This is a genomic window from Enterococcus sp. C63, assembly GCF_040887215.1.
Classification (GTDB): Bacteria; Bacillota; Bacilli; order Lactobacillales; family Enterococcaceae; genus Enterococcus_B; species Enterococcus_B hirae.
Genome location: NZ_JBFOFI010000001.1, coordinates 278,121 through 292,202, shown reverse-complemented (window position 1 = coordinate 292,202; position 14,082 = coordinate 278,121). Strand labels below are relative to the sequence as shown.

Annotated in this window: 12 protein-coding genes; 3 read left to right on the top strand and 9 right to left on the bottom strand. The window is 36.2% G+C overall.

The window, feature by feature from the left end:
• Nucleotides 1-36 precede the first annotated feature (36 nt).
• Together AB3H90_RS01310 and AB3H90_RS01305 are read left to right on the top strand one after the other, a co-directional pair.
• Nucleotides 37-918, top strand: a complete 882-nt coding sequence (locus AB3H90_RS01310) for an LCP family protein (protein ID WP_368016006.1) — start codon at nt 37-39, stop codon at nt 916-918.
• A 121-nt stretch (nt 919-1,039) separates the two neighbouring features.
• A complete protein-coding gene (locus AB3H90_RS01305; RefSeq protein ID WP_368016005.1) occupies nt 1,040-3,076 on the top strand; it encodes a penicillin-binding transpeptidase domain-containing protein in 2,037 nt (678 codons plus the stop codon).
• A 113-nt stretch (nt 3,077-3,189) separates the two neighbouring features.
• Here the strand turns inward: AB3H90_RS01305 and AB3H90_RS01300 are convergent, their stop codons facing one another.
• The 8 genes from AB3H90_RS01300 to AB3H90_RS01265 all read right to left on the bottom strand — a co-directional run bounded on the left by AB3H90_RS01300 (nt 3,190) and on the right by AB3H90_RS01265 (nt 11,449).
• A complete protein-coding gene (locus AB3H90_RS01300) occupies nt 3,190-4,392 on the bottom strand; it encodes an MFS transporter (RefSeq protein ID WP_368016004.1) in 1,203 nt (400 codons plus the stop codon).
• A gap of 175 nt (nt 4,393-4,567) precedes the next feature.
• Complete coding sequence (locus tag AB3H90_RS01295; protein WP_063627145.1) at nt 4,568-5,020, bottom strand: MarR family transcriptional regulator; 453 nt, start codon at nt 5,018-5,020, stop codon at nt 4,568-4,570.
• A gap of 71 nt (nt 5,021-5,091) precedes the next feature.
• Complete coding sequence (locus AB3H90_RS01290) at nt 5,092-6,243, bottom strand: cation:proton antiporter (protein ID WP_368016002.1); 1,152 nt, start codon at nt 6,241-6,243, stop codon at nt 5,092-5,094.
• A gap of 242 nt (nt 6,244-6,485) precedes the next feature.
• Nucleotides 6,486-7,010, bottom strand: coding sequence for a DUF308 domain-containing protein (locus tag AB3H90_RS01285; RefSeq protein ID WP_096710311.1), 525 nt, complete (start codon nt 7,008-7,010; stop codon nt 6,486-6,488).
• Nucleotides 7,011-7,079: 69 nt separating this feature from the next.
• Nucleotides 7,080-7,427 (bottom strand): DUF2200 domain-containing protein, encoded by a 348-nt coding sequence (locus tag AB3H90_RS01280; protein WP_342081738.1) that lies wholly within the window; start codon nt 7,425-7,427, stop codon nt 7,080-7,082.
• A gap of 148 nt (nt 7,428-7,575) precedes the next feature.
• Nucleotides 7,576-9,114 carry an alkyl hydroperoxide reductase subunit F gene (gene ahpF / locus AB3H90_RS01275; protein ID WP_368016000.1) on the bottom strand — a complete coding sequence of 513 codons (1,539 nt, stop codon included), beginning with the start codon at nt 9,112-9,114 and terminating at the stop codon, nt 7,576-7,578.
• Nucleotides 9,115-9,125: 11 nt separating this feature from the next.
• Nucleotides 9,126-9,689, bottom strand: coding sequence for an alkyl hydroperoxide reductase subunit C (gene ahpC / locus AB3H90_RS01270; protein ID WP_010737626.1), 564 nt, complete (start codon nt 9,687-9,689; stop codon nt 9,126-9,128).
• Nucleotides 9,690-9,901: 212 nt separating this feature from the next.
• Nucleotides 9,902-11,449 carry a helix-turn-helix domain-containing protein gene (locus AB3H90_RS01265; RefSeq protein ID WP_034866539.1) on the bottom strand — a complete coding sequence of 516 codons (1,548 nt, stop codon included), beginning with the start codon at nt 11,447-11,449 and terminating at the stop codon, nt 9,902-9,904.
• Between the two features lie 143 nt (nt 11,450-11,592).
• On the opposite strand from AB3H90_RS01265, the gene AB3H90_RS01260 reads away from it, so the two are divergent.
• A complete protein-coding gene (locus AB3H90_RS01260; protein ID WP_368015999.1) occupies nt 11,593-12,834 on the top strand; it encodes an LPXTG cell wall anchor domain-containing protein in 1,242 nt (413 codons plus the stop codon).
• A 124-nt stretch (nt 12,835-12,958) separates the two neighbouring features.
• Here the strand turns inward: AB3H90_RS01260 and bsh are convergent, their stop codons facing one another.
• Complete coding sequence (gene bsh / locus AB3H90_RS01255) at nt 12,959-13,936, bottom strand: choloylglycine hydrolase (protein ID WP_368015998.1); 978 nt, start codon at nt 13,934-13,936, stop codon at nt 12,959-12,961.
• Nucleotides 13,937-14,082: the final 146 nt, after the last annotated feature.

Genomic DNA, 14,082 nt, shown 5'->3' with positions numbered 1-14,082 from the left:
TCAAGTAAGAGGTTCGGTTAGAAAGAGGAATCGAAAATGAAAACATTTCAAAAAGTGATTTTAGGTCTATTGACGGCAGTCGTCATTGTCATCGGCTATTTTTCTTTTGAGTTTGTTCATGGTTATTCTTCAACGAGTCGAGCAGACGATGTACCAAAAGTAGAAGCCAAAAGTGTTCCTAAGATTATCAATGTGACATTGATTGGCTCTGATGCCCGGTCGAAAGAAGAAAATGGACGTTCAGATTCTTTGATGATTGCTCAGTATAATCAAAAAACTAAAAAAGCAAAATTGGTTTCGATTATGCGTGATTCTTATGTAGATATACCTGGGCATGGTCAAGATAAGATCAACGCAGCTTATTCATATGGCGGGATTGATCTTTTGAACCAAACATTGAAAGAAAATTTCAAATTTGAAACACCTTATTATGCAAGTATCACCTTCCAAGATTTCATTGATTGTGTCAATGAGCTATTCCCTAACGGTGTAGATATCAATGCTGAGAAAGATTTAGACTTGGATGGTGTATACATCAAAAAAGGTGAACAAACGATGGATGGGAATACCTTATTACAATATGCGCGTTTTAGAGAAGATGCTGAAGGAGATTTTGGACGGATCAGAAGACAACAACAAGTGATCAAAGCAATTTCTAAGCAATTAAAAGATGTGACTTCCATCCTTAAATTACCAAAAGCAATCGGTCAACTCTTGGGAAGTATTAAAACGAATTTACCTGAAAGTGTATTAATTGATTGTGGTATTGATTTCTTAAAAGATGACAAACCAATTGATACGTTATCTGTACCAGTTGAAGGTAGTTGGAATTTTAATGATTACACACCTTCTGGTAGTGTACTAGAACTTGATTTAGAAAAAAATCAATTAGCAATCAATCAGTTTTTAGACCAATAGATTTACATTTTATTTAAAGTGTAAGAAGTTAGAAACAAGCGATTGTCGTTGTGTTCTAGCTTCTTTTCTTATGGTAAAATGGATAGAAGTTAAGATAAGAAAATGTGAGCGGAGGGACAAAATGAAACGAAGTGACAATCATCGTAGGAACAAGACTGGTGTTTATCTAACAAGCGCCCTTGTTTTGGTTCTTGCGGCTGGTGGCGGGTATTTTTACTATCAAAAAACGCAAGAAGAGCAAGTGGTTTCAGCAGGAGAAAAAACGATCCAACAGTTTGCGGAACGTTTAAGTACTGGCGATTACAAAAAGGCGATGTCATACACGCAAATTGATTCACAGACTAAGAAGACAATTTCTGAAAAAGAAGCTCTTGAAAAATACCAAAACATTTACGGAGCTGTGGCCATAAAAGGCTTGGAAATCTCTAATTTAAAAGTGACGAAAAAAGATAGTGAAACCTATTCTTTTTCTTATAAAGCTAAAATGAATACAAGCTTAGGCGAATTAAAAGACCTATCATATAAAGGAACTTTGACAAATAAAAATGATCAGATCAAAATCAACTGGCAGCCGAACTTGATTTTTCCTCAAATGGAAGATACAGACAAAGTAAGTCTGACTAGTGAGGAAGCTAAAAGAGGCGATATCCTTGATCGAAATGGAAAGAAATTAGCAACGACGGGCAAATTGAAACAGTTAGGGATCGTTCCTAGAAAGCTGGGAGAAAAAGAAGAGAAAACAGCAAACATCAAAGCAATTGCTGCAGCTTTCGATCTTTCAGAAGATGAAATCAATCAAGCTATCTCTCAAAGTTGGGTACAACCGGACTACTTTGTTCCTCTAAAAATCATTGATGGACAAACCCCCGAATTGCCAAGCGGAGCAGCGATCCAAGAAGTTGATGGTCGCACCTATCCGTTAGGCGAAGCAGCAGCGCAATTGATTGGTTATGTTGGCGATATCTCAGCAGAAGATATCAAAAAGAATGCTGAATTAAGTAGTAATGGTGAAATTGGTCGTTCTGGTCTGGAAATGACTTATGACAAAGAACTACGTGGCACCAATGGGGGGAAATTGAGTATTACGGATGCTGATGGGACAGAAAAAGAAGTATTGATTGATCAAGAAGTGAAAAATGGTCAGGATATCAAATTGACTCTTGATGCAGATGCTCAAAAAATCGCATTTGATAGTTTAGGTGGAAAAGCGGGTTCAACAGTAGCGACTTCGCCAAAAACGGGTGAGTTGTTAGTATTAGCGAGCTCTCCAAGTTATGATCCAAACAAAATGACAAATGGAATCTCCCAAGAAGATTATCAAGCCTATACTGAAAATAAAGACCAACCATTTATTAGTCGTTTTGCTACCGGTTACGCTCCCGGATCTACATTTAAAATGATTACTGCCGCAATCGGATTAGATAATCAAACGCTGAATCCAGACGAAGTATTGACGATCAATGGATTGAAATGGCAAAAAGACCAATCATGGGGATCGTATCAAGTTACTCGTGTCAGCGATGTGCCTCAAGTCAATCTGAGAAATGCAATGATTTATTCAGATAATATCTATATGGCTCAAGAAACCTTGAAAATGGGTGAGAAGAAATTCCGCGAAGGATTAAATAAATTCATTTTTGGGGAAGACTTAGATTTGCCGATCAGCATGAATCCCGCACAAATCTCAAATAAGGATAGTTTCAAGTCAGAAATCTTATTAGCAGATACTGGTTATGGGCAGGGAGAACTATTGATCAATCCGATCCAACAAGCAACGATGTATTCTGTTTTTGCTAATAATGGAAATCTCGTTTATCCAAAATTAGAGATGGATAAAGAAACGAAAGTTAAACAAAATGTCATTGCTTCAACAGCTGTACAGACGATTCTGCCAGATTTGAAAGATGTTGTTCAAGATACGAATGGTACCGCTCATTCTTTAGCTGCTTTAGGCATACCAATAGCAGCAAAAACTGGTACAGCGGAAATCAAAGAAAAACAAGATGAAAAAGGACAAGAAAATAGCTTCCTATTTGCTGTGAATCCTGATACAAATGGTTATCTCATGATCAGCATGTTAGAAGATAAAGCAGAAGGTGATTCTGCAACGAAACGTGCACCTGAGTTGCTCCAATACTTGAATCAAAACTATCAATAGACGAATGAATAAAACTAATCAATGACTGTAGTCACTACTTACATTTGGACTAGGAAACCTAAATTATTTAGAATACTACAGTCACTCGATTAGTTTTTTTATATAGGGATGCTTTAGAATGATCTTTTTACCTTTGGTTTAACGATAAAAGTAGCTAAACCTAATAAAATGAATCCAATAATGAATGGCATCGTATGATGGAAATTAGCATATAGTTGACCACCGATCATCGGACCGATCACTCTAGCTAATGCTTGGATGCTTTGTGAAGCCCCTTGGATTTTCCCTTGGTCCTCTTTGCTAGCATACGTTGAAATCAAACCATTATAGGAAGGACTAAAAATCGCATCACCTAGCCCGAAAAAGACCATGCCGATGATAAAGCAGGGGATCGAGCCATAAAAAGCGGAAAGTATGATGACAGAATAACCAATCATTTCACTGGTAATACCCATAGTAATGATCTGGTTTTCTCGCCAAAATTTTAATAAAATCGGCATAATCAACAGTTGAGCAAAAATGTCCATAATGCCAATTAACGAGAAAGTAAAACCGATGATAATTGGCGATAGATGGAAAGTATCAATTGAAAATTGAGCAAAAATCGCTTGGAATGAACCGTTGGGTAGCCAAATCAAAAAACCTGTGATCAATAACCATTTGACTGATCGAAAAGTGAAAACCAATTGGAGTTGCTTGAAGGGATTGATTTGCTGAAGAGAAAGATTTCTTGTACGTTCACGTTTAGTCAAACTTTCAGGCATGAAAAAATAACCGTAAACCGCATTACTCAAAGACAAAAAGGAGGCAACGTATAAGGGAGTTGCTGGTCCGTACTGTGCCAAGAACCCACCAATCAAAGGACCTGCTGCAGTTCCAATCCCAACCGTCGCGCTAATCCATCCAAAATATTTTGTTCGACTTTCAATTGGCGTCAAATCAGCAAAATAGGCAAGAATAGCTGAGATTTCGCCGCCGGTCAGCCCCTCAATTATTCTACCAAGAAAAAGTATCCATAAAGCTCCACCAAAGCCAAATAAATAGTACCCAATCGCAGAGCCAAACAAACTACTGATCAAAATAATTTTCCGACCAAACCGATCACTGAGTGCGCCTAACATAGGGGCGGCTAAAAACATGGAAAAAGCATAGATCGCACTGAGTAGTGTCACCGTGGTTGCTTGTTGCTGTGTGTTTTTTGTGTATTGCTCTACCATAAATGGGATGACCGGATTAACGATTGTTAACCCTAATCCAATCAAAAAGACCGAAGTGAAACCAAAAACGAGTGCATGTTTGTTGATTGTTGTATTCATATCAAAACTCCTTAGCTATAAAATGTTTCCTAGGAAACATTTTATATAGTATCTGTTTATTGTTTCCTTGTCAACAATAAACGGAGAGATACTACGATAGAAGAATGAAATCTAACGAAGAAGAGAGCAAAAAATCAACCGTGATCTTAAGATCACGGTTGATTACACATGCACTTTATTTTTCTAGTTTTGTTCTTTTTAAATTTTCTCTAAAGCGACCGATAAAACGAAAAACAGTATCAAACTCTTCCTTAGTCATTTGTTGAAAAACGACCTCATTTTCTTTGAGAAATTCTTCATGGAGCTTTTGATGCATTTTGTTAATACGCTGACCTTCAGCTGTCAGGCGAAAGTAACGCTCTTTTTTATTTTCAGGTTTCTGATAGCTTTCAAGTAAGCCGTTAGTGATCATTTTTTTAGTTAGCTTACTAATCGCTCCACGAGTCATGTAACTAGCATTTGCTAATTTGGTTACATTTGGATTTGGAATTGATGCTACTTTTTCGATTAAGTCGATCTCATTTAAAGAATAGCCTTCGAGTACTTGTTCTAATTTTGGTTTATTACGCCAAGTGATCTCGTTAGTCAGATCGACCATCTCACTAATCAATTTAAGTCTTGAGTCCATTTTTCACCGTCCTTTTTCTCTAGTATAACGAATGGACATTATCATCACAACATTCATTGATAGATAGTAAGTTAATTGGCGTATACTTTTTTAGTGAAATATTTAAGAATCAGAGGTGAGATCAGAGTACTTAACAAAACAACGATCACTAAAGGAGAGTAGTACTGATTTTCAATCAAGTTGCTTTGTTGTCCGATCTGTAAAATGATCAGTGCCATTTCACCACGAGAAATCATACCAGCTCCTACCATGAGTGCACTGTTGGAAGAAAAACCAGAGAATTTTGCTCCAATATATCCGCCAATAAGTTTAGTCAGAATCGCTACGAGTGTCAAAATCAAAATAAATAGTATCTGTTCACTAAAGTTAGAAAAATCTACTTCTAAACCAACACTCACAAAAAAGACGGGGATGAATACTGCATATCCTAAAGCTTCAACATTATTGTAAACTTCATGTTTTACTTTTGTTTGACTCACTGCAATCCCAGCAAAAAATGCCCCAATTACTGAACTTAACCCAATCAGGTCTGCTAAATAAGACATTCCTAGGCAAATGACTAATGACATAATGATAATGGCTGAATTCGCATAGATTTTTTCTGCTAGAGACATTAAAAATGGAGCGATCCATTTCACTAATAAAAAGATAAATAAGAAATAGAATAGTTGTTCCAACAAGAGTAAAGGAAGGGGAAGGTTGCTCGTAGACTTACCTGTTAAAAAAGATAGACTGAAGCTTAGCACTAGAACAACCAGAATATCATCAACAACAGAGGCACCTAGAATCGTTGATCCTTCCTTCGTATTCACAACATTCAGTTCTTTTAGTACTTCGACAGAGATACTAACAGAAGTCGCAGCTAAAATAATCCCAAAAAAGATTGCTTCATTGTTCGCTACTTGAAACGCCTCGCCAGTAAGCCAACCGAAAAAGACAGGGAAGAGGATTCCTAAAAGTGCTACAAACATCCCTGGTTTAAAATATTTTTTCAATAAGGATAAATCACTTTCCAAACCTGCTAAGAACATCAGCAAAATGACACCAATTTCAGAAAAATCATGAACTAAAATATTTGGATGAACCCAGCCAAGTCCTGCTTGTCCTAGTAATACACCAACTAACAATTGCCCAATAACAGCCGGAATCCCAAATCTTCTTGAAATATGCGAACCAATTGTAGTTGCAACAAGGATTAGACACAAGATACCAATAAACTCCATAAGATAGTCAAACCTTTCTTTATTCAATAGTCTCAAATATATAATAACATTAATTATTTTATTTGTGGTAAAAAGAGATTGCATAAGAAATCAGCAATCAGAGACTCGGAAAATGAAAAATTTTAAAGCAAATAAAAAGAGGGAGCAATCAGAAAGTTTCCCCCTAGAAACGAAAGTCATTTGGAAAAAGCAACTTCTTCCATCTTCTAGGTAAACTAATAGTCATGCAACCTCTTATTTACTTACGAATATCTCTTGTTCACTTTAAAATAGCTAATGATTTCTGAGATACCCATGAAAATTAGTAGTCCACCAAATAATTGGAAGAGTACCATGACGCTTTTGAATGGATTGAATAATAAAATCAAACCACCAATCAATAAGAGAATACTATAAGCACTCCAACCTTTCGAACGGGTGTTAAGTCCAACGAATAATTGAAAGAGACTTTTTAGGATAATAACTAAACCTAAGATAACTGGTAAGAGCGAGACGATTGCTGCTGCAAAGACCCACACGATTAGTGCGAGAATAAAAAATGCAATCCCGCTAATTAAACCAAATCCCCATGCACCCGTTTGTTTTCGGTTTTTATTTGCTTCTAAAAGATTCAAAATCCCCAATAAAACAAAATACGCTGTAATGAGGTAGCCAATAAAATGGAATACAGCTGTCGGATTGATCACAATTGCAAGTCCGGCAATGATGTAAATGGCTGACCTTAGCAATGCGTAACGCTGAAAATTAGTACGTATCATTTCAAACATAACATAACCTCCTTTTATTCTATTGTAACGGTAAACGGTTATTCTACCAAACAAAAACCTGTTTTTGATTTAGCTTCTTAATATTTTATCCATTTTCTTGCCTTTTGCAAGTTCATCAATTAGCTTATCTAAATAACGTATTTCCTGCATCAGTGGGTCTTTGATCGTTTCCACTCGCACACCACAAATCACCCCAGTTATCAACTGTCTGTTTGGATTCAGTTTGGGTGCTTGTTCAAAGAAGACTTGGAACGTTACTTCATTTTTCAGTTGTTTTTGTAATTCTTCTTCGGTATAACCAGTCAACCAGCGGATGATTTCATCCACTTCTGACCGAGAGTATCCTTTTTTCTCAGCTTTTTTTACATAGAGAGGGTAGACACTTGAGAAACTCATGGTGAAAATTCGTTGATTCATGATAGCACCTCCTACGATAAGTTTTCTTTTATTATATTCGTTTGTTCAATAAATGTGTACTTATCGCAATTGTAAAAAAAGAATAAACAAAAGGCTAAGGCAAGTTGATGAATAAACTTGTCTTAACCTTTTGAGATTTGTAGCAAAGTTATTCTTTTCTCATCAAATAGTCGAATGCACCAAGGGCTGCTGTAGCACCCGAACCCATAGCAATAATGATCTGTTTATAAGCACTATCTGTGCAATCACCAGCAGCGTAAAGTCCTGATTCACTGGTAGCACCATGGGCATCAGTGATGATTTCTCCTCGATCATTTAACTCAAGTGTTCCAACTAACCAATCCGTATTAGGAACCAAACCAATCAGAATAAACACACCTGAAACAGCTATTGTGTGTTCGTCCTGGGTGGAACGGTCGATATAACTCAACGAATCAACCTTTGTCTGACCACTGATTTCTTTCGTCTGGGCATTTAGAATGACAGTGACATTTGTTAAAGTAGCTAGTTTATCTTGTAATACTTGATCTGCTTTAAGTGTCGGAAGAAACTCTAAAATATATACATGTTTCGCCAACCCAGCTAAATCAATGGCAGCTTCAATCCCTGAATTTCCACCACCAATCACTGCGATTTCTTTTCCGGCAAAGAGGGGACCATCGCAATGAGGACAATAGGCAATTCCTTTGTTTTTAAATTCTTTTTCACCAGGAACATTGATTGAACGCCAATGAGCTCCTGTTGCAACAATCGTTGTTTTTGATTTCAGCTGATTGCCGCTTTTTAAATTGATTTCAAAGAGATCTGCTACTTTTTTTAGTGACACAACTTGTTGATTTGTCATAACATCAACAGGATAAGACCGTAAATGTTCTTCGACTTGTTTCATCAATCGTGGACCTTCTGTGTAAGGTGTACCGATTAGATTTTCGATGCCTAACGTTTCTACGACTTGACCGCCAAGTGTATCAGTTACGAGTCCAGTACGGAGGCCTTTTCTAACTGCGTAAATCGCTGCGCTGCTTGCTGCTGGACCGCCACCGATAACTAGAACGTCAAATAATTCTTTTGTATTGATTTCCTTTTGTTCCATTAGATTCGGGCCAGCTATTTTTCCTAAAATTTGTTCAATCGTCATTCGTCCACTAGCAAATTCTTTTTCGTTTAAAAAGACGGTTGGCACGGCCATGATTTGTTTTTCAGTGATTTCATGCTGATACATCCCACCTTCGATCATCGTATGGGTGATCAACGGATTCAAAACCGCTAAAATGTTTAACGCTTGAACAACATCAGGGCAGTTGTGACAGGTTAAACTGACATAGCTCTCAAAATGTAGAGGCTGATTAATTTCTAAAATGGATTGAATCAAAGTATCAGCTATTTTAGGTGGTCGTCCACTTACTTGTAATAAAGCAAGGAGGAAAGATGCAAACTCGTGGCCTAAAGGAATACCTGCGAAAGTGATCCCACTAGTTTTTTGTAAAGAATTGATTTCAAAGCTAGGGGTACGTGGCAACTTCTTTTGTTCAACCGTAATTTTATCAGTCATATCTGCCACTTCGTTCACAAACTCGAATAGTTGTTGGGAATTGGCTGTGTCATCTATACTAACCGAAAAAACAACTGGTGCTTCCATTAAATCAAGATATTGAGCTAAATTTTGTTTCGTTTCCTTATCTAACATCGGCTCATCCTCTAAATCTTTCCAACAAGATCGAAACTAGGTTTTAGTGTTTCACCACTTTCTTTCCATTTCGCTGGACAAACTTCACCAGGATGCGTACGTACGTATTGTGCGGCTTTGATTTTGTCAATCAAGGCACTTGCGTCACGTCCAATACCATCAGCATTGATTTCCATTGCTTGTACGATACCATCTGGATCTATGATAAAAGTTCCTCTTTGTGCAAGTCCACTTTCTTCATTCAATACATCAAATAGACGAGAAATGTGGTGAGAAGGGTCGCCAATCATGGCATATTCTATTTTTCCGATAGCTTCAGATGAGTCATGCCATGCTTTATGTGTAAAGTGGGTATCCGTTGAACAAGAAAATACTTGGACGCCTAGTGATTTTAATTCATCGTATTGTTCCTGTAAATCCTCTAATTCTGTTGGACATACGAAAGTGAAATCTGCTGGATAAAAGCAAATAATACTCCAATTACCAGTAAGATTAGCATCGCTGATATCGATAAATTCTCCGTTTTTATAAGCTTGTGCGGTAAATTCTCCAACTTTTTTTCCAATCAATGACATATGAAAACCTCCAATTTATTTTGCTTTATTTATAATTAATATAATTTAATAACGGTTGCAAAGTCAAAGGTTTTTTGGTTATTTTAAGAATGTCTCGTAAAAATAGGAGGTTATTTATAGGTAGAATAGAAAAAGCCGTACATGGGAATAGTGGCTGCTTCCTTTGTTTAGTAGGATTCATCGACTATTTTTCCATGAACGGCTGCATTGGATCATTTATTAGAAAATGGTGTGCAAGATGTATAATCATTTTCTTGTTTTAATTCAAAGATATATCCAGCAATTTGAGTAATTACTTTTTTCCATTCTTGCGGTGTCACATAATTGTCCAATAAATAGATTTTTTTGATATGTGGCGGCAGATGCTCTAAGGGACAGTCACTGACGATGATATCACATTCTTCCATATAATTTTTTTGGATGATGATCGACTCGGAAGAAAAGATCTGCTCGATTTTGACCATCAAATCTTTACTTACATAAAAATCCTTGGTGTAATTGATACCTATGACGATCGAGTGTTGAGGTTTAAAGCGATCATACAAATGAAGTAAGTCTTCAACGATCCATTGCATATTTTCTTTGATCAATAGATCTGGCAGCTCTTTACTGATTTTTTGTCTAAAAGTGACGTAGAATTGTTTGATCTCATTTTGTAAGTTTTCAAAATTTTCTTTTCCTTCATATAAAGTATAGGTAGGTAAAGGAGTATTGGGTTGATCAGGATTCAAAAAAGTACTGAAAAGTTTATTTCGAGCAAAGTTCAAGGCATAAAGTTTTTGTTGGTTGACTGGTACTTTTAAATGAAAGTGTCGGCTAAAAGACTCCACTAGCTTTTTAGAGTAAACGATGTAAGGAACATTAGCTTCTAGTAACATTTGGTAATGTTGAAAGCTAAGCTCGTCACTTTCTAGTTTTGAAATCGCTAATCTTGCTAACAGGTTGATTAAAACCCGCTGTTCATGACAAATAGATAAATGATCGTTAAGCAAATCAAATTCTGGAGTAACCAAGTACTCAATATAGTCATATTCTTTAAACTCTCTTTGGACATTCTTCAACGATGTAACTGGAAAGTTCTCTACACAGATTTTTAATAGTAAAAATAATTTCTCTTTCATCCCTCCACTTAGGGCATCAAGTAATTCTTGTTTAAAATAAGTTGTTAGTTCATACGTAATAGATTGTGGGGTTTCCATGCCATAGGGGACAGAAGTATTTGAAAAAATATTCCAATAAACATCTAAAAAACAATACTGGATCTGTACTTCCGTTCCTGCTACGATTTTTTTTCCTTTAGCTGTAAATTTAAATGCAATCCCATACAATTTAAGGAACTGATTGACAGCTTTCATTTTGGAATAAAGATAAGAGGAGCTGTAATTTGTTGTTTGACTAATGCTAACAATTGAATGACCAGTTGGTTCTAACAGGGCTGTTAAAATTTTAAAATTTGTCGATTCTAAACAGTATTTACCAAATAATTCATAATAACATTTTGCACTATCTGTATTCTTTAAATCTAACTGGACAAATTTCTTTTGCCTGATCAAAGAAACATCTTCTAAATCAAGTGTCATAAAATCCTGTTCTAATTCTTGGAGATAAAGCAAAAAATTAGAATCAGACATCTCAAAATAATCAGCGAGGTAGTGAGTGGTAATGAAGAATGGGTGTTCTGCAAGAAAAAGAAAAATATTGAGCTTGGTAACACTTTTTTTATTTAAAAGATACTTTTTGATTGCTTCTTGTGTTTGCATGTTATTCCTCCATTTGATTTTCCATCCAGCATTTTACTAAAAAATTAGCTATTTTGAACAAAAAAACAGTAATAATATTTTAGCCGTTTGTATTATCTTATGTATTGCAAGCCAAAAGTGTTTGAAACGGGGGAGATGTAAAAATGAATCACTTAAAACTTATAATGGCTACTGTTGCTTTGACAGGCCTATCGGTAACTGCCGAAGCAACGCAACAAGTAAAGATTGAAGAGCACCACCCAATCGTTACTAAAACGAAAGAGCCTGGGTGGGCAAACGTGAATTGTATCACACTACAGGATGAATTTTCCACAACAAATTCAGGAATCATGAAATTTCCGGTGGGAAAAACGGTACCAGTCAAAGCCAGTGTCAGCTATTCAGGCGATAGACAACCAATCTCACAATCCAATGTAGTATTTGAGAATGTTGATCCAGCATTGACGATTGGGTACGATCCAACTACGCTTCAGATTAATGGACATAAGGCTAGTTTTACCTTTACTGTAACATTAAATCAACATTTAACAAAGCCAGCATTATTTACGATCAAAGTAGCTGATGGCAGTCCGACAGATAATCAGCATCTTACGCCTTATAGTCAACGTCAGACAGTTGAAGAAATGCTTAATGTTGATGAGGATAATTTTACCGAATTACCAGAAATTGAACCAACTGATCCAACACCGGAGGAAAAACCAGATCCAGTTGAACCGACTGATCCAACGCCGGAGGAAAAACCAGATCCAGTTGAACCGACTGATCCAACACCGGAGGAAAAACCAGATCCAGTCGAACCGACTGATCCAACACCGGAGGAAAAACCAGATCCAGTCGAACCGACTGATCCAACGCCAGAAGAAAAGCCAGATCCAGTCGAACCGACTGATCCAACACCGGAGGAAAAACCAGATCCAGTTGAACCGACTGATCCAACACCGGAAGAAAAGCCAGATCCAGTTGAACCGACTGATCCAACGCCGGAAGAAAAGCCAGATCCAGTTGAACCGACTGATCCAACGCCAGATGAAATGAAAAAACCTCAAGTGGAAATCGAGATACCTAAGAGAGAAGAATTTCCAACTGTGGGGGAATCTTTAATTGACGTTAATACGAAAAATCAAGTAATTTTGCCAGATATGATCAAAGAAAAATCGCATCAGATGTCTTTATCAGGTAGTTTAACGCCTAAAAATGAAAACAATTATGAAATAAACAATGATAATTTCTCAAATAATGAAAAATCTCTTGGTAATGGTATAAGTGGTCAATTACCAAAAACAGCAGATAAAGCAACACCAAGTTTTATGTATCTTGGGTTTACATTTATCATTTTCTCTATTTTCGGAGTGAGAAAGTTACGAAATAGTGAAAAACAAAGTTAAAGCAAACAAATAACATTATTATTAAAAGAAGAGAATGAGGAGCACATCCTCATTCTCTTCTTTATAAAATAGAAAATTACTAGAAAAATAAGTGATGAACCATAAGTATTAAATCACTTATTTTTTATTTGTTTAAATAATGTATTTGTTCTTGATCAACCACTGGATAAGTAATCAATTCAGTGCCTTCGAGATTTTCTTTATGCATTTCAACTGCGGTGATTTGGTGATTGTTGTAAGTAGTATAGTAATAGATCCCTTTGTCCATGTTACAACAAGACGAATAGATCGTATATTCAAACTTCCCATTTCCTACATCACACAATCCTTTTTGTTGTTCCACGGATGTTAATATATGGAAAAATTGGTTCACGCTCTCCATCTCTGAATCTCCTGAGACTGATTGCCATTTTGTAAAGGCAGCTTTTACGAAACGAGAAGCAGATGATAAATCGCCTGGTAAGCCAAATCCACCCATTCCACGACTATACACATCCAACTCTAGATTTTTCGCAAAATGATTGGAAGATACAGTAGGAGAAACATGACGGTAGTTATTTAAATTAAACAATTGATAATCAAAAGGTGGATTATTTGTTAATACACCGACTGGATTATTGTAAATTTTCAAACCATCAATGGTTGATTCGATCACGAGAGCTTCATTTTGGTCAGCAAGCATCCAGTGAAGAGGAGAAAGTGGAAGTTCTTCACTAAAATTGATATTTACTAAGTTGATCTCAGCAAGTAATTTTTTTGCCTCATCGATTGTTGCGCATTTTCCTAATAACCAAGGGATAAATTCGAATGGTGAGATATTGGTTTTACCAGTGTCTTCTTCAAAGTAATGAGCATTTTCAGGGAAATTCAAACCTGCCATGCTAAGTCCTTTTTCATTTGTTGCTTCAAAATATAACGGATAATTATCAACAACTGCAGCCATACCAATTAACGCATAGTGAGAGGGTAGAGGATCCGTTCGACGAAATTTAAAAGGATAGTTTCTAGGCGTAATTGTCACTACTTGTCCATAAGAAAGCTCTAAATCTAAGTTTCGTCCAAAATAATGATCTTTAGTTGCATAAACAATGGATGTACACATGATACATCTCCTCCTTTTATTAATATAAATTAATGATAATACCAATTTTAATTTTTTACCAGAAAAACTGATTTTTGATAAAAAAACTCTTTTTATAAAAAAAGATCTTTTCTAAGATGGATTTACTTTGTAAGGATTAACAAGAC